General features: G+C 67.0%; 33 protein-coding genes. 9 read left to right on the top strand and 24 right to left on the bottom strand.

What is annotated here, in order from left to right:
* Nucleotides 1-641: transposase (locus EJK15_RS42660; RefSeq protein ID WP_138716178.1), on the top strand; the 641-nt coding region annotated here is incomplete at its 5' end.
* Here the strand turns inward: EJK15_RS42660 and EJK15_RS42655 are convergent.
* The 16 genes from EJK15_RS42655 to EJK15_RS42580 all read right to left on the bottom strand — a co-directional run bounded on the left by EJK15_RS42655 (nucleotide 631) and on the right by EJK15_RS42580 (nucleotide 8,576).
* Nucleotides 631-933: a WhiB family transcriptional regulator gene (locus EJK15_RS42655; protein ID WP_138716177.1), complete on the bottom strand. Its 303-nt coding sequence runs from the start codon at nucleotides 931-933 to the stop codon at nucleotides 631-633. The genes EJK15_RS42660 and EJK15_RS42655 overlap by 11 nt on opposite strands.
* Nucleotides 933-1,253, bottom strand: a complete 321-nt coding sequence (locus EJK15_RS42650; RefSeq protein ID WP_138716176.1) for a hypothetical protein — start codon at nucleotides 1,251-1,253, stop codon at nucleotides 933-935. Before EJK15_RS42650 ends, EJK15_RS42655 begins: the two co-directional genes overlap by 1 nt.
* The gene (locus tag EJK15_RS42645) at nucleotides 1,250-2,176 is read right to left on the bottom strand and encodes a hypothetical protein (RefSeq protein WP_138716175.1); all 927 of its coding nucleotides are present in this window, start codon (nucleotides 2,174-2,176) and stop codon (nucleotides 1,250-1,252) included. Before EJK15_RS42645 ends, EJK15_RS42650 begins: the two co-directional genes overlap by 4 nt.
* On the bottom strand, nucleotides 2,173-2,724 hold the full coding sequence (locus EJK15_RS42640; RefSeq protein WP_138716174.1) for a RuvC family protein: 552 nt from the start codon (nucleotides 2,722-2,724) through the stop codon (nucleotides 2,173-2,175). Before EJK15_RS42640 ends, EJK15_RS42645 begins: the two co-directional genes overlap by 4 nt.
* On the bottom strand, nucleotides 2,721-2,957 hold the full coding sequence (locus EJK15_RS42635) for a hypothetical protein (protein ID WP_138716173.1): 237 nt from the start codon (nucleotides 2,955-2,957) through the stop codon (nucleotides 2,721-2,723). Before EJK15_RS42635 ends, EJK15_RS42640 begins: the two co-directional genes overlap by 4 nt.
* Nucleotides 2,954-3,325, bottom strand: a complete 372-nt coding sequence (locus EJK15_RS42630; protein WP_138716172.1) for a hypothetical protein — start codon at nucleotides 3,323-3,325, stop codon at nucleotides 2,954-2,956. Before EJK15_RS42630 ends, EJK15_RS42635 begins: the two co-directional genes overlap by 4 nt.
* The gene (locus EJK15_RS42625) at nucleotides 3,322-3,678 is read right to left on the bottom strand and encodes a hypothetical protein (RefSeq protein ID WP_138716171.1); all 357 of its coding nucleotides are present in this window, start codon (nucleotides 3,676-3,678) and stop codon (nucleotides 3,322-3,324) included. The genes EJK15_RS42630 and EJK15_RS42625 overlap by 4 nt, the downstream gene beginning before the upstream one ends.
* The gene (locus tag EJK15_RS42620; protein WP_138716170.1) at nucleotides 3,675-4,058 is read right to left on the bottom strand and encodes a hypothetical protein; all 384 of its coding nucleotides are present in this window, start codon (nucleotides 4,056-4,058) and stop codon (nucleotides 3,675-3,677) included. The genes EJK15_RS42625 and EJK15_RS42620 overlap by 4 nt, the downstream gene beginning before the upstream one ends.
* A gap of 8 nt (nucleotides 4,059-4,066) precedes the next feature.
* Nucleotides 4,067-4,324, bottom strand: a complete 258-nt coding sequence (locus EJK15_RS42615) for a hypothetical protein (RefSeq protein ID WP_138716169.1) — start codon at nucleotides 4,322-4,324, stop codon at nucleotides 4,067-4,069.
* A gap of 67 nt (nucleotides 4,325-4,391) precedes the next feature.
* Nucleotides 4,392-4,646 carry a hypothetical protein gene (locus EJK15_RS42610; RefSeq protein ID WP_138716168.1) on the bottom strand — a complete coding sequence of 85 codons (255 nt, stop codon included), beginning with the start codon at nucleotides 4,644-4,646 and terminating at the stop codon, nucleotides 4,392-4,394.
* Nucleotides 4,647-4,706: 60 nt separating this feature from the next.
* Nucleotides 4,707-5,126: a hypothetical protein gene (locus EJK15_RS42605; protein WP_138716167.1), complete on the bottom strand. Its 420-nt coding sequence runs from the start codon at nucleotides 5,124-5,126 to the stop codon at nucleotides 4,707-4,709.
* Complete coding sequence (locus EJK15_RS42600) at nucleotides 5,123-6,844, bottom strand: recombination directionality factor (RefSeq protein ID WP_138716166.1); 1,722 nt, start codon at nucleotides 6,842-6,844, stop codon at nucleotides 5,123-5,125. Before EJK15_RS42600 ends, EJK15_RS42605 begins: the two co-directional genes overlap by 4 nt.
* Nucleotides 6,844-7,821: a hypothetical protein gene (locus tag EJK15_RS42595; protein ID WP_138716165.1), complete on the bottom strand. Its 978-nt coding sequence runs from the start codon at nucleotides 7,819-7,821 to the stop codon at nucleotides 6,844-6,846. Before EJK15_RS42595 ends, EJK15_RS42600 begins: the two co-directional genes overlap by 1 nt.
* Nucleotides 7,818-8,057, bottom strand: a complete 240-nt coding sequence (locus EJK15_RS42590) for a hypothetical protein (protein ID WP_138716164.1) — start codon at nucleotides 8,055-8,057, stop codon at nucleotides 7,818-7,820. Before EJK15_RS42590 ends, EJK15_RS42595 begins: the two co-directional genes overlap by 4 nt.
* Nucleotides 8,054-8,260, bottom strand: coding sequence for a hypothetical protein (locus EJK15_RS42585; protein WP_138716163.1), 207 nt, complete (start codon nucleotides 8,258-8,260; stop codon nucleotides 8,054-8,056). Before EJK15_RS42585 ends, EJK15_RS42590 begins: the two co-directional genes overlap by 4 nt.
* Before the next feature lie 19 nt (nucleotides 8,261-8,279).
* Nucleotides 8,280-8,576, bottom strand: a complete 297-nt coding sequence (locus EJK15_RS42580) for a hypothetical protein (RefSeq protein ID WP_138716162.1) — start codon at nucleotides 8,574-8,576, stop codon at nucleotides 8,280-8,282.
* Between the two features lie 282 nt (nucleotides 8,577-8,858).
* On the opposite strand from EJK15_RS42580, the gene EJK15_RS42575 reads away from it, so the two are divergent.
* Nucleotides 8,859-9,383 carry a hypothetical protein gene (locus tag EJK15_RS42575; RefSeq protein WP_138716161.1) on the top strand — a complete coding sequence of 175 codons (525 nt, stop codon included), beginning with the start codon at nucleotides 8,859-8,861 and terminating at the stop codon, nucleotides 9,381-9,383.
* 101 nt (nucleotides 9,384-9,484) lie between these two features.
* Here EJK15_RS42575 and EJK15_RS42570 read toward each other — a convergent pair whose 3' ends face one another.
* Nucleotides 9,485-9,772: a hypothetical protein gene (locus EJK15_RS42570; RefSeq protein WP_138716160.1), complete on the bottom strand. Its 288-nt coding sequence runs from the start codon at nucleotides 9,770-9,772 to the stop codon at nucleotides 9,485-9,487.
* Nucleotides 9,773-10,076: 304 nt separating this feature from the next.
* On the opposite strand from EJK15_RS42570, the gene EJK15_RS42565 reads away from it, so the two are divergent.
* The 5 genes from EJK15_RS42565 to EJK15_RS42545 all read left to right on the top strand — a co-directional run bounded on the left by EJK15_RS42565 (nucleotide 10,077) and on the right by EJK15_RS42545 (nucleotide 13,066).
* Nucleotides 10,077-10,493 (top strand): helix-turn-helix domain-containing protein, encoded by a 417-nt coding sequence (locus EJK15_RS42565; RefSeq protein WP_171074858.1) that lies wholly within the window; start codon nucleotides 10,077-10,079, stop codon nucleotides 10,491-10,493.
* A 58-nt stretch (nucleotides 10,494-10,551) separates the two neighbouring features.
* A complete protein-coding gene (locus EJK15_RS42560) occupies nucleotides 10,552-11,067 on the top strand; it encodes a hypothetical protein (protein ID WP_138716158.1) in 516 nt (171 codons plus the stop codon).
* A 5-nt stretch (nucleotides 11,068-11,072) separates the two neighbouring features.
* Nucleotides 11,073-12,152, top strand: a complete 1,080-nt coding sequence (locus EJK15_RS42555) for an MAB_1171c family putative transporter (protein WP_338089918.1) — start codon at nucleotides 11,073-11,075, stop codon at nucleotides 12,150-12,152.
* Nucleotides 12,149-12,706 (top strand): hypothetical protein, encoded by a 558-nt coding sequence (locus EJK15_RS42550; RefSeq protein ID WP_240777571.1) that lies wholly within the window; start codon nucleotides 12,149-12,151, stop codon nucleotides 12,704-12,706. Before EJK15_RS42555 ends, EJK15_RS42550 begins: the two co-directional genes overlap by 4 nt.
* Before the next feature lie 102 nt (nucleotides 12,707-12,808).
* Entirely contained in the window at nucleotides 12,809-13,066 is a 258-nt protein-coding gene (locus EJK15_RS42545) for a hypothetical protein (RefSeq protein ID WP_138716155.1), read from the top strand.
* Between the two features lie 78 nt (nucleotides 13,067-13,144).
* On the opposite strand, the gene EJK15_RS42540 is transcribed toward EJK15_RS42545, so the two are convergent.
* The 5 genes from EJK15_RS42540 to EJK15_RS42520 form a co-directional block, all read right to left on the bottom strand.
* A complete protein-coding gene (locus EJK15_RS42540) occupies nucleotides 13,145-13,603 on the bottom strand; it encodes a GntR family transcriptional regulator (protein ID WP_171074857.1) in 459 nt (152 codons plus the stop codon).
* A 174-nt stretch (nucleotides 13,604-13,777) separates the two neighbouring features.
* Nucleotides 13,778-14,272, bottom strand: coding sequence for a hypothetical protein (locus EJK15_RS42535; RefSeq protein ID WP_138716153.1), 495 nt, complete (start codon nucleotides 14,270-14,272; stop codon nucleotides 13,778-13,780).
* A complete protein-coding gene (locus EJK15_RS42530; RefSeq protein WP_138716152.1) occupies nucleotides 14,272-14,976 on the bottom strand; it encodes a hypothetical protein in 705 nt (234 codons plus the stop codon). The genes EJK15_RS42535 and EJK15_RS42530 overlap by 1 nt, the downstream gene beginning before the upstream one ends.
* A 71-nt stretch (nucleotides 14,977-15,047) precedes the next feature.
* Nucleotides 15,048-15,737: a hypothetical protein gene (locus tag EJK15_RS42525; RefSeq protein WP_138716151.1), complete on the bottom strand. Its 690-nt coding sequence runs from the start codon at nucleotides 15,735-15,737 to the stop codon at nucleotides 15,048-15,050.
* Nucleotides 15,738-15,805: 68 nt separating this feature from the next.
* Nucleotides 15,806-16,177, bottom strand: a complete 372-nt coding sequence (locus tag EJK15_RS42520) for a hypothetical protein (RefSeq protein ID WP_138716150.1) — start codon at nucleotides 16,175-16,177, stop codon at nucleotides 15,806-15,808.
* 250 nt (nucleotides 16,178-16,427) lie between these two features.
* Here EJK15_RS42520 and EJK15_RS42515 point away from each other — a divergent pair, with 250 nt between their 5' ends.
* Together EJK15_RS42515 and EJK15_RS42510 are read left to right on the top strand one after the other, a co-directional pair.
* A complete protein-coding gene (locus tag EJK15_RS42515) occupies nucleotides 16,428-16,922 on the top strand; it encodes a hypothetical protein (RefSeq protein ID WP_138716149.1) in 495 nt (164 codons plus the stop codon).
* A 238-nt stretch (nucleotides 16,923-17,160) separates the two neighbouring features.
* Nucleotides 17,161-17,670, top strand: coding sequence for a hypothetical protein (locus EJK15_RS42510; RefSeq protein ID WP_138716148.1), 510 nt, complete (start codon nucleotides 17,161-17,163; stop codon nucleotides 17,668-17,670).
* 164 nt (nucleotides 17,671-17,834) lie between these two features.
* Here the strand turns inward: EJK15_RS42510 and EJK15_RS42505 are convergent, their stop codons facing one another.
* Nucleotides 17,835-18,113 (bottom strand): HU family DNA-binding protein, encoded by a 279-nt coding sequence (locus EJK15_RS42505; protein ID WP_138716147.1) that lies wholly within the window; start codon nucleotides 18,111-18,113, stop codon nucleotides 17,835-17,837.
* Between the two features lie 637 nt (nucleotides 18,114-18,750).
* Entirely contained in the window at nucleotides 18,751-19,275 is a 525-nt protein-coding gene (locus EJK15_RS42500) for a hypothetical protein (protein WP_138716146.1), read from the bottom strand.
* Nucleotides 19,276-19,281: the final 6 nt, after the last annotated feature.

Below are 19,281 nucleotides of genomic sequence, written 5' to 3'. Positions count from 1 at the left end.
TCAGCCAGGTCAGCGCGGCGCTCAAACGTGCCCGCCGCCGCGGCGACCTGGCCGCCCGCGCCACCGACATCCAGACGGCGCTGCGCGCCGAGCACCTGGGCCAGCCCGAGGCGGTCACCGCGGCCTATGCGATGTCGGTCCGAGCCCTGGTCGCGGTCCTGACCGTGATCGGCGAGCAGGTCAGGACCCTGCAGGGGCAGGTGGAGGAGTGTTTTGGCCAGCACCCGGCCGCTGAGATCATTGTTTCCCAGCCCGGGCTGGGACCGATCCTCGGCGCCCGGGTGCTCGCAGAGTTCGGCGACGACCGCGACCGCTACGCCAGCGCCAAGGCCCGCAAGAACTACGCCGGGACCAGCCCCATCACCCGAGCCTCGGGCAAGAAGAAGAGCGTTCTGGCCCGGTTCGTGCACAACGACCGGCTCATCGACGCTTTGATGACCCAGGCCTCGGTGGCACTGCGCGTCTCGTCCGGTGCCCGCGCCTACTACGACAAGCAACGCGCCCGTGGAGTCGGCTACAACACCGCGCTGCGCCAGCTCGCCAACCGGCTCGTCGGCATCCTGCACGGCTGCCTGAAAACCGGCACGCTCTATGACGAAGCAACCGCTTGGTCGCATCGCGCTCAGAGTGCTACGGCTTGACATTCAAACTCCTGGGATGTCTTTCTCGTGCTGCTTTGCGTTGCTGGCGGCGCCGGTACGTGGTGCGTTCGTCCTCGTCGAGGCCTCCGGCGACGCCGTGCTGAGGGGCGCTGATCCGCAGGTGGAACTCCAGGCATTCCGTCTGGACGGGGCAGCCGCGGCAGATCGCCTTGGCCTTGTTGACCCGCCGCTCCTTCTCCTGTGGCGTCTCGCGGGGTTCGCCCTCGCCCGGCCCGTAGAACAGGGCCTGGTCCTCGTCCTTGCAGGCGGCGCGGTGCTGCCATCGGGTCATTAGTCCCTCCGCCTGGTCAGCCCCATCTCCCGGGCGGCCGCGCTGTACCGTTCGGCCTGGCGGAGCGACACCCGCATTTCGGCGGCAACCTGCTGCAGCGTCTTGCCGTCGTTAATCAGGTCCGCGCACTTGTGGACTTTGGCCAGGCTCCTTGGCGTGAGCGGCATCCAGGCCGGCCCGGTTTCGGGCCGTATGACGCGGTACCCGGCGTTGCCGAGCGCGTCGAGGATGGGCGTGCCTGCCGCCAGGGCTTCGGAGATGACGTCGGCTGCCGTGTCATCGCTCCTGATAGCGGTTCCGCTCTCTACAGGTGCGTTCATGCGGACACCCGCAGCTGGCCGAGGTTGATGTTCGCCCGGAGCAGGGCCCGCTCCAGCGCTGCCCAGTTCGTGCCAAGCCGTTCAGCGAGACGGTCCCCGTCGATCTCCTCAGTGTCGGGGTTGATGGGTGGGTCCGTGGCGAGGATGTACCGGGCGTCCTCGAGGAGGGCCTTGCTGTTCCGCATGACCCGCAGCCCGTCGAGGGTGCCCCGCTCCTTGAGCCTGTCCAGGTGCTGTTCGCACAGCAGCCGCTCGTCCTTCGACCCGTGGACGCAAGTCCCGATGGAACAGCGGACCATCTCCCACGGCTTGACGTCGGGGTCGTCGATGTCGTCGGCCCACGCCGTTGGGGGGTGCCATCCGTTGGCGGCCGCCTCCGTGCGGCACATGGTGAGGGCGGATGCACGCATGTGATCGTGCGGGTCGAGTTGGATCATCTCCTCGTAGGCGTCCCTGATCAGGCGGGCGGTCCGCAGGAGGACCGTGGTCCTCTCGCCGCGGCGAAGGATCTTAAGTCCTACCCAGTTGGCTCCCGAGCGGCCCGCCACCTGACGCACCGACCATCCGGCCACCGAGAGCGCCCGCAGACGTCTCATGGATCCGACCGCGTTGACCATGCAGTTCTCCGGCAGGTCGTCCACGGTCACCGTGAGGAGTGCGTCGGAGATGCGCGCCGTGATCCGGGCTGGCGGGGGCAACTGCCGGGATGGGGTGCCCTCGGCGATGTGCTTGACCGTCATGCCGTAGATCCCGACGAGTTCGCCGATGGCGTCGTAGCTGACGAGCCAGGTCTGGTGCAGGTTCCGCACGTGCTGGCGTGCCTGTTCGGCATCGACGAGGCCCCGCCAGGTGCCTGCCTTCATCTGACTGCGGCGCTTCTGTCCGTAGCGGCGCCGAGCTACTGCGAGCGGGTCGTGGGTCACTGGGTCACCTCCGGCCAGGTGAGCTTGTCCAGCGCGGCGCGGTGCGCCTTCGGCATGTCGGCCAGCGGGTGGCCGAGGTAGTCGGCGCCCATCGCGGCGAGCGTTGCGGCGTCAGCCATGTTGTGGTCGCCGCGGGTGGCGAACATCGGGAGGCGGCGGGCGATCGAATCGACGATCTCGTTCTTGGAGCCGCTGCCCTTGCCGAGGGCGTACGTCTTCAGCGTGCCCTGCGGCACTTCCACGACGGGCACCCCGGCCTCAGAGATGATGCCCATCGTCCGGTAGTACAGGTAAGAGCGCTCACCAGCGCCGCCGCGGCCGCCGTCCTGCCGGTTGAATACGAGCTTTTCAACCAAGACGAGATCAGCCTTCTCGGCGTTGGTGAGCACGATGATTCGGCTGGCCAGCTCGTTGATCATCCGGTACTTCGTGCGCAGGGGCATGTTTGTGATGCCGCCGCGCCCGACCTTCTCGCACCAGCCCAGGCCATTGGCCATGCCGGTGGCGGTGAGGGATAGGTCGAGGCCAACGACGTGGAAGCGAGTCATTCTCGCCACTCCTTCGGGGTTTGGAGGACCTTGTGCAGGTCGTGGTCAAGGAAGAAGTCGGACCACAGGGCCGTGTCGTTGGCGACCTGCTCGGCCGGCCGGGCGGCTCGGCGGTCGCGGTCTTTTCGAGAGCGGCGTTCCTGGGCCCAGATGCTGAGCGCTGAGAGGGCGAGCAGCCCGGCGGCGGCCAGCACGCTGAGCGCGCCGATCGCCGCCAGGAGGTCCTTCATCACGCCGTGCCGTCCGCCTGGAGTCCGTCGAGCTGGGCGCGGAGCGACGTCTTCTCGGCGACGGTCGCGATGAGGTCGCGTTCGGCTGACTCGGCTCGCTGCGCCACGCCCTGCAGCTCCGTGTTCAGCTTGTACGCCAGTTCGGACGCGGCGTCGTACTGGGCGCGCAGCGCGGCCATCTCGTCCGCCAGGTCGCGGCGCATGAACTCAGCGCCGACGACCAGGCCGAACGCGGTCCCGACGAAGAGGCAGACGACTGCGATGACGAGCGCCCACACACCGCCGAAGATGATCAGGCCGACGAAGAACGCGAGGGCCGCGGCGATCGCGAAGTACCTCTGGTACGGCTCGACCTTGATCTCGATCGTCACTTCGTGACCTCGCCTTCGATGCTGAGGATGTTCGGGTAGGACGAGGTCGCGGGCACGCGCCAGCCGTTGACCTTGACGTGGTAGGTGTGGCCCTCCTCCAGCTGGCCGTAGAGGGTGGAGGAGTCGAATTTGAGGGACAGCCAGGCGTCGGTGTTCTCGTACACGTCGCCGTCGCGGTCCCAGACGAGGTAGCGGCACGAGTTGGAGCTGTCGCAGACCCGTTCCTTGTCCTTGACGGTGATCGTCTCGACGCGGGCGGTGGACAGCTTGATCAGTGCGACCACCAGGAGGATGAGGCCGCCGAGGACGAGGATTCCGCAGCCCCACAGACTGGAGTTGTCGTTGCGGTTCATCGCGCGCCGCCCTGGAGTGCGGCGTCGATGCGCGCCTGCTGGTCGGCGGGGACGTGCGGCCGCGCCATCTCGGCGATGATCAGGCTGGCGGGCCGGCCCGCGAAGTTCTCCCCCTCGATCGGCTTGTCCATCCGCAGCGCCTCCACGGTGAAGGGCGGCACTTCTACGCCGCGCTCGCGGAGCGCGGTGACGAGGGATTCGACGTCGGGCAGCTCGCATGGGGTGTATCCGATCCAGAAGACCTCGACGTCGTCCTCTTCGACGGAGGTGGGAGGGTCGAACGCCGTGGCCCAGTAGGTGTTGAGGGGTCCGTCCCAGCCGACCGTGATGACTCGCGTGTGGGGCCATTCGGGCGGGTTGGGGATGGTGTAGCGGCTCATGATGGTCCTTAGTGGTTGTCGTCTACGAGGGCGGTGAGGAACGCCACGCCGTCGTCGTGGTTCTTGGCGAGCTCGAACGCGGCCGCGTACTCGGGGAACCCGGCGGCCAGCCGGACGCGGTTGAGCGCGTCGGCGACGTCGAACGCCTGCAGGAGCTTCTGCATGAACGTGCTGCCGGGCCAGCCGCCGCGGCCGAGGTGGAACAGCACATGCGCGGCAACGTCGGGGGTGATGTGCGGGTCGGTGACGTGCAGGTTGGTGCTCATCCGGTCTCCCGTGGTGTGGCGGTGGAGCGGCGCGAACCGGCCCAGGCCCGCGCCGTGGTGCTGGGGTTCACACGGTGGCGTTCTCGCGGGCGCGGTCGTCGGCGTCGAGCTTCTGCAGCGCGCCGACGATGTCGCCGCGCCAGGCGACGACGGAGCCCGACAGCCTGTCGGCGATCTGCAGGGCCTCCATGAGGGCGGCCCGGTCGTTCAGCGCGGCGGGGTAGCGGCGGTTGCCGATGGCCAGCGTCGCCTCGCCGTTGGACAGCCGGTTCTCGACCGTCGCAGGGGTCACGTCGTCGTAGTCAACGGTGATCGTCTTCATGTCGTTTTCTCCCTCGAGGGCGCCCGGCACCCGCGCGGCCGCGGGCGCCGGGCAGGGTGGTCAGAGGTAGTCGGGCTTGAGCGGGGCGTAGGGGTCTTCGACGTCCTCGCCGTACCAGGCGGTCGCGAGTCGGATGGAGACGACCCACGCGGCGTCAGGCACCGTCCGGGCCAGCGGGGTACCGGATCGGGCGGCGTCGGCGATGGTCTGGTGCACATCGCGGATCCGCTCCAGGCGCTCCCGCAGCTCGTCGAGCTGCTGGCGGACGTGTTCGTACTCCTCGCGGATGGTGGGCTCGAACGGCACGTACTCGGCGAGCAGACGGAACGCCTTGCAGGTGAGGCAGTCGCGGCGGCCGCATGTCCCGGCGTGCTCCGCGATCTGGGCGAGTACGGCGGCGCGCTGCTCGCGGTCGCGCTTGACTCTGGCGAGCCGGTCGGCGCGGATGGCCGCCCGCTGGTCGTGGGTCAGCGTCGTCACTGGCCGCCGTCCGGGGTGACCTCGCTGTTGTTGAGCTTGTCGAGGAACGCGCGGTAGTCGGCGTTGGACGCCTCGCCGACCGGCTTGTTCATGACCTGCTGGAACACGGCGGACAGTTCCTCTTTGCTGCCGTCGAGGTCGGTCCAGACATTTACGATGCTCTGCCGCAGGTCGTTGCGTCGGGCGGCGGCCTGCTGCATTAGCAGCTTGGTGGCGTCGCTCACCTGAGCGGCGTTCAGCTCCTTCGTCGAGGTGACGGTGACGCCCAGGTGCTCGATGATCCAGGCGAACCGGGCCTCGTCGTTGGCCTTGGTCGCGCCCTTCCCGGTGTGGATGGTGACCCCGGCCTCGCCGAACCACACGCCGAGCTCGCGCAGCTTCGTGGCGCTGGGCTTCGGCTGCTCGTCCTCGACGACCACCGCTTCCACGATGTCCTCGCCGTCGTCGGCCGCCGCGGCGGCGCCCTGCTCGCGGTACGACTCAAGGAGCGCTTCGGCTCGTTCGGACGCCTTGCGTGGTTCGTCAGCGATCGGGCCCGCCGCAGGGTTGCCGTGGTTGTCGGCAAACTCCTTGAGCTGCTGCAGGTTCGCGGCCTTCATAGTGGTGCCGGTCCGCTCGCGGAACGCGGTGTGGAGCTGGCTCGTCGTGCCTGCCCAGGCCGTCATGATGTGCTGCCGCAGACGGTCCGCTTCGGGGTCGCTCGCCGCCGGCGGCGTGTCCGATCCCTGCTGCTGGTATCCGCCAGTCGGGGCTCCGGGGGGTTCCTCCTCGTGCGCGGGTTCGGAGGGCTCCGTGGCCGCCGGGGCGTGCTGGCCCTGCGGTGCGCCGCTGCTCTGCTGCTTGGGGAAGGTGGCGACGCGGGCCTTGGCCGCCGCCTCGACCTCCTCGACGCGGCTCGCCCACACCGGGTCCTGCTTGGCGGTCCGCCAGATGGCCACCACCGAGTCGTAGTCACCGGCCGCCGCGATCATCGCCAGGTAGTCGGTCGTGGGCGCGGCCTCGATCGCCCGCTGACCCTCGCCGGCGCGGGCCAGTTCGGAACGGCGTGCGACCTCCCCCGACATCAGCTCGTCGAACCCGATGCCCTCGATCGTCAGGCCCGGCACCATGTACGTCGTCGGCTTGGGCTGCTTGGTCCTCGGGTCGATGATCGTGCCGTTGCGCTTGGCGATGTACAGCCAGGCGTCCACGTATGTGCCCGCGTGTGCGAGGAATTCGGCGGCGTTCGGGAGCTCCGCTGCGGCGTTCTTGCCCTTGCTGTCGAGCCGCCACAGGCCGAGGCTTGGCACCCTCTTGAGGAAGACGCCGAGCCGGGTGGTGGGCTTGCAGGGGCGGCTATCAAAGTCGCTGGTAGCGCCGCACAGGCAGGGGCCGACGAACGGCGGCTGCATCGTCACGCCGGTGCAGCGGCGGACGCAGACCTTGCTCTCCCAAAGCTCCATGTTCTGCGACAGCCCGTTGGGCGGCACGATGACGGGGATGCGGGTCGCAGCGGTGATGACCTCGAACTGCGGGCCCTCGGGTGACTGCCATGGCTTGACCTGGCCGCCGTACAGCTCGGCGACACCCCGAATCATCTCCTCCGAGGGGGACGTGAAGCGGAACGTCTCGATCTTGCTGGGGTACTGGTTGCCGTTCTGGCTGGTCTTCTTGATGCCGAGGCGGATTCGGCCGTCCTGCCAGTGGCGGCGCTGCAGTACGGAGGGGTCGATGGGCATCAGGCGGCGTCCTTCCTGGTGGTGGTCTTCTTCGGCGGCTGGATGGGCTTGAAGCCGCGCATCTCGAGCCCGTGGACGTAGTGCGCGACCGGCAGCAGCCCACAGAACGCCTTGAACGCGGCGGCGTCGGCCGGAAGCGGCACGAACCCGTAGCCGTTGGTGCGGAGGTTGAGGATCGCCGTGCCGACGAACTCGGGGACCTCGAACTCGTGGCTGTCGTCGTGGTGCTCGGTTTCGCCGTACCGGCACTCGGGCGGGCACACCAGCGCGACCTCCGCGTGCCGCAGCGCGGCGAGCTGCATCACGTTGTCGTCGTAGACGGCGCTGGCAGGCTTGGTAAGGCTCGTCTTGATGTCCACGAGCCACAGCCCGGACGGCGTCGGGATCGGATCGGCCGGGACCGCGCGCGGCTTGAACCTCGGGATGATCGGCGACGTCGGGCCGTTGAAGCGCAGGTCGGTCCAGATGTCGCTCGTGCCCCCGTAGGGGATGGTGCGGTTGAGGACCGTGCACTCGGCCGCCTTGATGTCGCGGCGGATGTCCACCCCGAAATCGGCGAGGAACTGTAGGTAGGCGTTCACGAACGGGGCGGCTTCCTCGTCCGGGATGTACGGGGCGCCGAGGTTGATCGCTTCGGCGATGCCGTGGACGCGGGAGCCGAGGTCGGCCTTCTTGCCCCACTGGACCCGGTACTGGACCTTGGCCAGCCGGATGAACTCCTCCATGTCGTCGGGGTCGGCGGCCGCGCGGTTCGCGGCGGGGAGGTTGTCCATCAGCCAGATCGCGGTGTCCCTCGCGGCGGCGGGGGCCAGCGCCTCGATCATGTGCTGGTCGATGGCGTTGGTGACCGAGATCTTCATCCGGTTGGGGTCGTCCAGGTCACACGCCGGGTCGATGTAGTAGCGGCCGTGGTCGGTGGGGACGGCGTGCTGCGGGTCGTACTCGTCCCGCTCCTCCTCTCGGACCGTGATGTTCACGCACCACCGCCGAGGTGCCCGTCATAGTCGGCCTGGCCGAACCAGCCGAATCGGTATTCGTCCTCGGTCGTCGGGTCGAGCTTGGGGCCGCCACGCCAGGTAGGCTGGCGCCGCTCGGGGACCGTCTCGTACGGGTGCTGACGCTCGTCGGCGGTGATGGTGCCGATGTAGTCGGCAACCTCCTCGACGGTGGGGATGTCGCGGGTGATGTCGAAGCCCGGTGGAAGGATCTTCACTGGTGGTCCTCTTCGTATTCGGCGGCCAGGAGCTTTCGGCCGGTCTCCTCGATGAGCCGGTAGGCGGCGTCGTAGTCGCCGAGGACGTCGGCGAGCAGACGGGTGAGTGCGGACTTGGCTTGGGAGTCCCACTGCTGTGCGGCTCTTGTGGCGATGAGCTGCACCAGGTCGTCGAGGGTCGGCGCTGTTGTGGTGTCGGTCATGCTGATTGCGGTTCCGCAATCAGGTGGCGGGGTCGAACATGGCGTGGACCGTGATGACCCTGGTGCCGTCGCCGTTGTTCACGGTGCGGGTGGTGGCCTTGAAGGTGCCGCCACCGACGCGGGGGAAGCCGAGATAGCCGTGCTTGGCGGCGTTGAACAGGCGGCTGGCCGCGCGCCTGCCCTCCTGGGTGTCGGGATGTTCGGCGATCACCGCCCACTTGCCGGGGTTCTTCATGAGCTCGGCGGCGAGGGGTGCGTATTCGTCGCTTGCGGGGGTTCGAGGGGCTGGATCTTCCCAGCGGAGGATGCCGGGCATGGCGCTCCGTTCGGTGAGGGCTGTGGTTTCAAGTCAGGCAGGTACGTCGCTGCGGTCCTATTTCGGTCACACATGTACGTACCGACATAACCGACACTATCGTCTCTTGACGCGTCTTGCAACGTCTGACGCGTCAAGCGCGTCATTCCAGCTACCTGGTATTTGTCACGGAGAGTAATCGATTACTTTTAGATGTCATAGAAGCGTTGGCGCACTTGTTGATACCGTGTGCGCCAAGACCCAAATGACGCTTCATCCGCCACGAAAGGACACGGACAAGCCGTGGCCGACATCAGCCAGCCCTCAGAAGTGGTTCAACTCATAGCCAGCCGCAGAGAGCATCCAGGACCTCTGCGGCGGCGCATCTCCGTCCGCGCCGCCGCCAAGCACGCCACAGACTTGTCCGGCGAGCTGTTCTCCGAACCCGCGTGGCGACGCATCGAATCAGGCGAGAAGGACCCGCAAGACCGGGAGATCGTGCTCATGGCGGCCGCGGTCAACGACCTGGCGAACGACGTCGTCATAAGCCCAGACGACCTCGACCAGCGGGGCCGGCCAACGGCAGCCGAGCTGTTCCGCGAGTGGATCCGCGAGCGGACCAAGGCCGATCCAGCGCTTGCTACCATCGACCCGGACCTCACACCCGAATCCCTGCAGCAGCATCTCCACAAGATGCTCGGCGAGATACGCGCGCTAAAAGGGGTTACCGCCGCAGAGCGGACTCAGATGGAGAAGGCCCTGCTGGCGCATCTTCAGTCAACGTTGGAGGCGTACGGCACCCAGCTGCGGATACTCCGGCCCAGATAGGGCGGTCAGTTCATCCAGTGGCGCGCCGCATAGGCGCCGAGCTGGAAGTACGTGGAGGCCCCGCACGCCGGCGTCCTCCCCCGGCGGCTCAACGACCATTCTCACCGTAGGCTGGTGATCTCCTCGGCGAAGCCTCGAACAACCGTGTCGTGCTGCCGTCCGAGCGCGAGCACTCGGCGAGTGGTGCGCACACGTCGCCAGTACAAGATGGTGTGAAACGTCACCGGTACAGATACAGCCACAATCCACACCAGCAGCAGCACCGCCGCATGACCGGTCAGCCTGTCGGCGTCGATCAGGATGAGAAGGGACGACGCCGTCGCTACCCAGCTCACTACCGACATGGTCGCCATGCTGAGCAGCCACATGCGCACCTCGTAACTGACCATCGAGTTGGTCCTTGTCCTCTCCGCCGCCGACGTCACACGCCGCCCATGTGCGCGGACGGGTCCAGTCCAGACATCTCCCGGCACCCCGCATCGGGCTACGACTCGATACGGGAAGAGATCGTTGCGACGGAGGCTGGCGAGCTTGTCTGGTGGCTTACCGCCGGAGCGATGATCCTTCCTGCGGAGGCGAGTTTTGTCAACTGACGGCTATCATTCCTATCGGACGTGTACTGTTGGCGAACAGATTGCATGTAGGCGAACGGCGTCTTAATAGGGCAAGCCGGGCGTAAGGAATGGAGTGGCAGTGGCAACCTTCGCCGAGCGGCTAGACGAAGCGTTGAAGCTCAAGGGCTGGTCCGCCCGTCAAGCCCAGCGTGAAATGGCGCGCACTCATCCGGGGCTGGCCATCACCCACGCCTACATCAGCGGTCTGCGGAGGGGCAAGCACACCAACCCTTCGACCGAGGTCGTGACGGCGCTCGCGCAGTTGTTCGGCGTGTCGGTCAGTTGGATCCTCGGTGAAGACCCGCCCCCACCGCAGCTCAGCGAGGACGACCAGCGGAGGCAGCAGCAGATCCGCGAGGGCCTCACTCAACTCGGCGTACAGAACATCGCCGAACGCATGGTCGGCCTATCCCCGCTGTCGCTGGACGCCATCGAGAAGATGGTCGAAGCGATGCGCCGGGCCGAGCAACTCGACAGCGAATCGGACGGCCAGTAGGCGAATCCGGTCACGGGCGCGGATAGTCTGTCCCGGGCCCGCCCGAAAGGTTGTGATATTGCCGTCCTCCACGCTGCTGGCTGCATTAGCAGCGGCGCCGATACCTCAGCCGTTCACCATCGACGCCTTCATCGCCCGGATTCGTGCCGCACGGCAGCGTCCCCTGCACATGCATGACCTTCCGGCTGAGGCGGCGACCACCGTGTCCGGTCTGTGGTTCCGCACTGACAGGGCGGACCACATCTTCGTCGCTCCCGGCGCGTCTGGGCTGCTGCGCGCCAACATCGTGGTGCACGAGATCGGCCACATGCTGCTGAACCACGGTGAGGTCGGCGGTGACGTCGAGGAAGTGATGCGCCGCTTGATGGGGCCAGCCGTGACCGCGTTCGAGGAGGCGCCCGGGCGTACCAATCTGAAGGCCGCGCGCAGCCGGTACGACACCCAGGAGGAGCGCGACGCCGAGAAGCTCGCGACCCTCATCCTGACGCGCGCCCATACCCCGCCCGAGGACGGCGACGAGGGCCTGCGCAAGCTGTCCCGCACCTTCGGATACAACTTAGGGAGACACACTTGACCCTGGTGGACTGGTTAGCCCTGATCCTTCTGTGGGGGGCGTCGATCTCCCGCATACGGCCCGCCCGGCACAGCCACGAACAGCGGATGCTCTGGGGCGCGTTCACGGCCTTGGCCATGTCCCGCGTGTTCTCGGCGGCACCCATCGTCGCGTGGATGGACGCCACCACCGCGACCGAGCTGGCCACGCTGCTGCGGCACCTGACCGGCCTGGCGTCAGCCACGTGCCTGCTGGCCTACGTGGAGGCGATCACCCGGGACGGCCGGCCGTCGCGGGCTCGCTGGATCTGGCCGACCGCCGCGGTGGTGGTCGCGGTCCTAACCGCCATGTTCCTGCTGCGGGGCGACCGCATCTACTGGGTGGATGGGGCCTTCGCGCCTGGCGATACCGCGATCCAGGGACGCATCTACCTCACTGTGTTCGACGTCTGGCTGATGGCCTGCCTGGCTGCGGCTGGGTGGCTGTTCGCCGGGTACGCGAGGGTGGCGCCTCCGCTGCTGCGGCTCGGGCTGGTGCTGTCCACGCTCGGCATGGTCGCCGGCGTCGTTAACCGGGCGCACGTCATGGTCGTCAACGTGGCCACCCTGCTCGACCCGGGCACGACCTGGCGCGAGATCCCGGTGCTGCACAAGGCGACGTTCTTGATCTGCATCGTCGGCATCACGGCGGGCACGTCCATCCCGGCTTGGCGGGCGGGCATGGCGCGGCTGCGGGACATGGCCGCGCTGCGCGAGCTGCGGCCGCTGTGGGAAGGGCTCACCGGCCAGTACCCAGATGTGGCGCTCCTCATGGAGGCCACGCTGAAGGAGCGCCTGGTGCGGCGGGTGCTGGAGATCCGTGACGGCATGCTCAACCTGACCTCGATCAGCGAGCCACCGACGAGCGAGGACCCCCGCGAGGTGGCCCAGTGGGTCGCTGACGCTCTGAAAGCCGCCCGAGCCGGGCGGGCACCCGGAATTCCGTCCGGGACCATCCTGGGCCCTGATTTCGCAGGCGACATGGAGAAGGAGACACAGTGGTTGCGTCAGGTCGCGACACAGTTCAAGGAGCTCAACAGCCGGAGAACCGTGTCGCTCGCCTCGTGACGGACCTGTTTGCGCCGATGTGGATCGTGATCAGCCTGCCCCTAGTGGTGGGCGCGGTCTCTTCGGGGTGGGCCGGGTTCAGTTGGGGTGTACTCGCCGCGGCGTTGTGCGGCGGCATCCCGGCCGTGGTGATCTTCGGCGGCGTGCGGCGGGGCTGGTTCGGCGACTGGCACATCGGGGAGCGGAGCCAGCGGCCCAAACTGGTAGCCGTCATCGTGACCCTGGTGGTACTCGCCCTCACCATGCTTGTGGTGCTCGGCGCTCCCATGGTGATGGTGGCGTGCGTGGCCATTATGCTCGCGACGCTCGCCGTGGTAGGGCCGATCACCCTCGCGTGGAAGATCTCCTTCCACACGGCCGTGGCCGCCGGGTCGGTGGTGATGCTGGCGTGGGTGCTGCCCTGGCCGCTGCTCGCGCTCGCGGTCGGCGGCGTGCTGGTGGCGTTGATCGGATGGGCTCGCACGGAGATCCGCGACCACACGCCCGCCCAGGTGCTCGCGGGCGCTGCGGCCGGGGCGGTGGCCACGTGGGCGACGCTCGTGATCCTTCTGTAAGAAGGAAACCTGGCGTCCGACGTCAACCGCGGCCCGTAGAAATTCGTCATCCCATTAACGCATCTTGATGCCGACGGTCATGCCGAGGCACAACGAGAGGTAATGGGGCAGATCATGACACGAGCTACGGCAGCTATCGCGCTGGACTTTGTCGTGGGTACGGTGGCGTTTGCGGTGTCTTTCGTCCACGTGGTCGGGTCCCGCGAAGTTGAGGGCCTGGACGTGGCTTTCATGGTGGCGGCCGGGCTAATCGTCGCCGTTAGCGCGCTGGCGGCTGTGCGGCGGCGCCCGGTTGTGGGGCCAGCGTCAATCGTCGATGTTTACGCGATGGGTTGCGAATACGAGCAGGCCGAGCGCTGAGGAACACATGGAGCCGGACAGGCCATAACCTGCCCGGCTCCATGTCCGTAATTGCCAACAGGAATACAGTTCCATAGGTCACGGGGTATTCGGCCATTTATCGCGGCTAGCGACAAACGTCCCGATCGCGGGCACGGTGTATACCCAGCCCTGCTCACGCAGCAGAGCGACTGCGGCGCGGGCCGTTTTCTTGGCCACGCCGTGCTGCTCGATCATTTCCGACTCGGACGGCAGCACCTCGTCCGGCTGGTAGCCGCCCTTCTTGATGCCCTCGGCAATGGTGGCCGCGAGCTTCTCGAACGGCCACGGCTCACGAATCTTCGGGGCGTCCTCGGGGCCGACATAGGAGCCTTCGGCGCGGACGGTGTAGATGACGCCTTCCTCACGCAGGTCTGATAGCGCTCTGCGGACCGTCAGCCGCGACGCGTTGTGGGCCTCGCCGAGCTGGGCTTCTGTGGGCAGCGCCTGGCCGGGCTGGAGCCGGCCTGCGGCGATGTCGTCCTTGATGGCATTGATGATCGTCTTGTAGATCGGCACAGGCCCGCGGGGGCCTCGTTTGGTCATGACCGAAGCATACATCTTGGGTACCTTCGCATACGTGCGGGGAATCAATTGGTCAGGGCGGGGAGCGGTGATCCCCAGGAAAGGAGGAAGCCCCGGCGCCAGCGGCACCGGGGCTTCTTGCGTATTGTGCAGACACGCGCGGCAAGCCTACGCCGTGTCTCCTGGCTGCACGACGCGGGCGTTGTTCGGGTAGCGCTCCCGCCACTTGGGCGGGATGACGCCCTGGTGCCACAAGTCGGTGGTGGTGACTCGGCGGCCGTCGAAGAACTCGATATCGAACCGGTGGCCACCGAACCCTCGGAACCCGTGACTACCCCTGCCGTCGCCGATCAGGTAGAGGTTGGCGTCAATGACGACACGCCTGCCGGGGTCGGTTTGGTCAGCTCGTCCGCCAGGGCCCCAGAGCCGATCATGATCGTCGCGGGACTCCTCGACTGTGACAGTGATGTCGTACACCTTGTCGGCGCCGTCAGGCTGGGTGACCGTGAAGGTTGTGCTCATCGTGCTGGTGTCGCCGACCTGCGTAAACTTGCCGACGCTTCGACCAGTTCCGCCTGTCTCCTTCGGCAGGCTCTTGATGATGGCGAGAACTCCCGCCCACAGAGTGGACTTGATGGTGGGCTCCTCGCGCTGGCGGGCCATCACCGGCCGCCGCGGATCGCGTCGTACACGTCGCGCACGAGCCGGGCGTCGCCGAGTGCGGTGTGCCTGGTCGCAGGGTCCTGTTTGACGCCGACGATCTCCCAGGCCGGGCTGTCGGCCGCACCGTTCAGCCAGTCGAGGACGTAGGGGGCGATCTCGGGTCCGAACGCCTCTTCTACGTCACGCAGCATGGACAGGCAACCCTCGATGTAGCCGATCAGCAGGTCCCGAACGTTGATCATGCGGTAATGGGCGGTGAGGAGTTGCCCGTTGACCCGCAGGAACTTCGTCAGAAACCGGCGGTCGAACGCAGGGTTGTTCGCGACAATCGTGACGCCGTCCAGCATGGGGGCGATCGTGCGGGCGATGCCCTTGGCGTCGTCGTTCATGTAGAAGTCGCCCTCCGCCAAGGGCTTCCCGGTGTACTCCTTGAGCCACGGGCTTCCGTCAACGAGGGTGGTAGGTGCGAGCCTCCGGCCTCCGCCGACGTCCTTGAACGTGATGCGGCACCGCTCGTAGTACCTGCCGACCTGCACGGAGTTGGCGTCGGCCAGGCTGAGGTCGGGCCGGACCTGCCACCACCATTCCGCGTCCCGCTCGGCAGGCTTCTGCAGGTCACGCATGATGAGGCCGATCTCCCACAGGTCGCCCTGGCGCTCGTCGAGGGAGGTCGTTTCGAGGTCTAGAAAGGCGAGCTTCTTCACGGGGTCTCTCTGTTCGTTCGGAGGGATGGGCCCGGCCGGCGTACGGCCGGCCGGGCTTGGTTTCGGGGTGGTCAGGCCTCGCTGAGCAGGTCCGTCCAGGCGTTGAGCGGCTGGGCGGGGATCTCGCCGTCGCGGTAGCGCTTGGTGTCGGGGTGTGCGGCTAGGCCGAGGAAGACGGTGCCGAGCGTGACGACCAGGTGCCGCGTCTCGTTCTGGACGTGGACGACCATGGGCGGTACCGCCAGGTCGAGCAGGCGGGCGGCCGAGGAGAACCGGGCCAGGAGCGCGGGCTGAACGATGGCCCGGCCGTGCTCGGCATCCTGGATGCGGCCGTGCCTCCGGGCGACCGACTGCCACGGGAGGCGATCCGCCCACCGCGTGCTGACGGGCAGGGTCTTGGTCCACCCGTCGTTGCGCACCGTGAGCTGGCCCGGCTCGATGCGCAGTGACACTGCCTTGGCGGGCAGCTCGGCCAGGAGGCCGCGGATGCTCTCCCCCTCTACCGCGAACCGTGCGGTGAAGTCGGGCGTGGTGACGGTGAGGGGCCAGCGGACGACGGCGAGGGTGTACCGGTCGGAGCCGACGAGGAGGAGGTGGCCGTCGCGCACCTCGATGTGGACGCTGGTCAGGATGGGCGGGTGGTAGTCGTCGTTGTCGTCGTCGTTCACAGCGACGTGCGGCAGGACCGCCTCGAACAGCGACCGGATGGTGTTCGGCTCGGCGATGAGCAGGGCACTGGGCCCGGTGATGACGGTTGTCACGTGTTCTCCAAGGTGAGGGGTGGGACGCCCCGCCCGCTTGGCGGGGCAGGTAGATTGCGTTTCCGCTATCAGCGGTAATAGCCAGGGCCTTTGTCGCCGCCGTGGATGCGGACGCGGTACTCCTCCTCGGGCGTGAGGAGGTGGGCAGGCAGGGTTTCGACGCCGGTCCTTCGGGCCTTCCAGATGCGGTGCCAGCCGTCGATGACGAGGTTCCCAGCGTCGGGGATGGGGGCGACGATCAGGGGCTTGGTGAGGTCCACGGTGGCGGCGTAGTCCTCCTTGATGTGGACCAGGAACAGGGGTCCGGTTTCGTCGGCGCGGACGTAGTCCAGTTCGCGGCCCTGGACGATCTCCTCGGCCAGGTTGATGTTCCAGGCGTAGGGGCCGAAGTGGAAGACCTCGCGCATGCGCGGGGGCTGCTCCGTGGGCTGGGTGGACATGGGTGTCTCTTTCCGGGTGGCGTGGTGTTGCTGATAGCGGATTCGCTATCAGGCGGCCAAGTCAATAGTTGATCTTGATCAACGCTCGACTACCTCTAATAATACCATCTGTAGACCTCTATGGATCATGGAGAGACCAGTAAACATGAATGGTGCACCGATCATCTATGCTTGCGTCCGACGCGACAAGACGACGGAAACGCCGTAACGTGGAAACCACGCCACGCCACCACAAGGAAGCCACACAGCCATGCCACGCACCCCCAAAGCACCGCAGCCAACCTTCACCGAACCCGACCCCGCAGCCCTGCAGCAGCCGACAGCGGGACCGCAATCGGCACGCCCCGGCCCCCGCCGCGGCCGCAAACCGCAGTGGACCAAGCTCAAGCCCACCATCGCCCACCTGTACGAAGACATCAACGACCGCCTCACCGACGTCATCGAGGCCACCGGCATGGGACTGCAGGAGACGTTCGAGGAGGCCATCAACACCTACTGCGACGCACTGCGGCCGCCCATCCCGGCCGAGATGCCGGAGGACGCCGACCTGAAGCTGCCGCGCGACCCCAACCAACCGCCGCCAGGAACACCGGCCGACCGGCCAACCGCGCCGCCGGCAGTCGTACGGCTCCAGCCGAACACGCGGGCGCGGCTCGTCGCCGCGTGCAATCAGGAGAAGATGGGCGGCAAGGCGGTCATCAACGACGCCATCGAGGCGTACCTGGACGAGCTCGACATGGATTAGTAGCCGGGCCGGCTGATACGAAAGCCGCCGCCATCTGCCATGGCGGCGGCTTTGTTGTGTCGCGGCGGTCTCGGCGGCGGCCGCCTTCGCCTTCAGTCCATGTGTGGTGGACAAGAAGGCTGAAAGCGCGCTGCAGGCGGATCGGGTTACCACTGCAAATACAACCTGACGACACATCGTCCGCAGCCAGGCCCACCGGTTCAGCACGGACATCGTCGTCCTCACCAAAGGAGACCCGGTGAACCGCACCATCCGCTTTCTCGGAGTCAGCGCCACCATTGGAGTCCTGTCCCTTGGCATTCTTGCTCAGAGCGCCACGGCGACAGCCGCCCAGGCGGCCTCGCAGCAGGACTGGCATGCGACCGGCACCGTCGAGTTCGACATGATGGACTACGAGAAGTTCGGCAAGAACGAGCGGTGCCATCACAAGATCCCGATCAGCAACAGCGGGCGTGTCGGCGGACCGCCCAAGAGATTCTGGTACTTCGGGAAGTGCGGCGGGGAAATCCGCACCGAGATCCACTACCGGCTCCAGCGCCGCAGCCACGTGCTGACTGTGGATCAGATCAGCGTCCGGTTCTTCGAGGGCGATAACGCGGAGACCAACGCGCTGAAGGGCGTGGGGTCCATGTCCATGCCCCTAATCTGGCCGGGCCAGAGCTTCACCAGCCAGGTCCGTGTGCAGAACGACGTGGACAGGGTGCGCGACGACCGGACCATCGTGAAGTTCACCCTGCGCAGTTCGTGAGTGGAGCCTCGGCCGTCGACGCCTCATTCAGTTCACCCCCCGCTGATCCGCGCCCCGCGAGACGTACGCGAAGCCCCGGGCGTCAGATCGCTCGATGTGGCGTCCTTCGCAAATGGAAACGTCGGCGGCCCACGCCCCCGCAGTGGACCGCCGACGAGCTGGTGCTACTTGCTGACGGCGTCCTTGGCGCCCTTGGCCGGCCGGAACCGCATGACCCATTTGCCGGGGACGCCGATCTCCTCGTTGGTGTTCGGGTCGCGGGCCACGCGGGCCTTGCGGTAGACGCGGTCGAAGATGCCGAACCGGCCGATGCGGACCTCGTCGCCCTTGGCGACGGTGCTGACGATGATGTCGATGAACGCCTCGATGCCCCGCTTCGCGGCCGCCTTGGACGGGGCGTCGGTCCGCCTGCCCCACTCCTCGATCAGGTCTGCCTTGTTCATGCGTGGCACTCCCCCGGTATGACGGTTCTGTTGGTACAGAACGGTAGAGCACGCAACAGACGCAAAAGACACGCCGTGCGCGTCAGAATGTCACACGGCGTCCCACAATGTGCGCGGGATGCCCTCGCTGCCGGTCAGGTGCCGGGGACGAGACGGCACGTTCCAGCCAGGCCAGGGACATCGTTGGGCGATAACGCGCGAGCCGGCGGCCCGCAGGCTGGTTCCGCTCTCGCCCGCTCGGATGACCGAGCAGGACCAGTGCTGGCAGGGTTTGTCGCAGACGGGACCGTACACGCGCGTGTGGTTGTAGGTGATCAGGTGGCGATAGCCTAGGGCCTTCGCCGCCCTCCAGACCGTGCCGTACAGGCATTAAGTGGGCGTTCTGCGTGCCGTCCGTCGCGGTCCTGGCGGCCTCCAGGATCATGGCGTAGTCGAGGCGCCGCGCGACCAGCAGGCCGACGATCGCGACGCCAACGAGACGATCCGCGGTGTCGGGCCACGCCGACGCTGAACTTGTGGCCACACGGCGGCTCAAGGGGCAGGCGAGCCACACCCGGCACCCCCGTCAAGGGCCGGGCCCAGAAACCGACAAACCCCTCTTCCTGAAGCAAAGAGGGGCAATTGTCGTTGTTTAGCGCTAGTTTGGCGCGGCAGCACTACTTTGGCGCCGCATGGCACCGTAGGCGTCCGACTGCTTATGGATCACTTCTGGCGCTGGACTCGCTGGCCAGACGATTATGAGATATGACTCGCTAGGCGTTCTTGCCGTACCGTCCGGATTGACATCACGCCCTCTGGCATGTATTCGCAGGCGATAGTGCCCCGGTCCTACAGTCGCCAGATTGGGCAGGTCGGGAAGATCTCCATCGAGCCCACACACATACAGGCTCCCATGACTGGACTCGATGGAGACTTCGACGACTTCTTCCCACTCCTCCAGATTCAGGGAGGGCGGCTTACTGGCGAGCAGCACCGTCACATCCACTACACCGAGCGCGACTCCGGTAACTATGGTGGCGCTATCAGGGCCAGGCCCCAGGGTCACCAGACCGTTGGGATACCCGCCCCGTGGTGCCGGAGGTGGGTCTTCAATCCCTCGCAGTTGAAGCAGGTGGTAAGTGACCGACGTATTGGCCTGGAACGTCGTGACGGATTCGCTCATGACTAA

It is taken from the genome of Nonomuraea basaltis (genome assembly GCF_005893125.1).
Taxonomy (GTDB): Bacteria; Actinomycetota; Actinomycetes; order Streptosporangiales; family Streptosporangiaceae; genus Nonomuraea; species Nonomuraea basaltis.
This window is presented reverse-complemented; position numbering and strand designations above follow the sequence as displayed.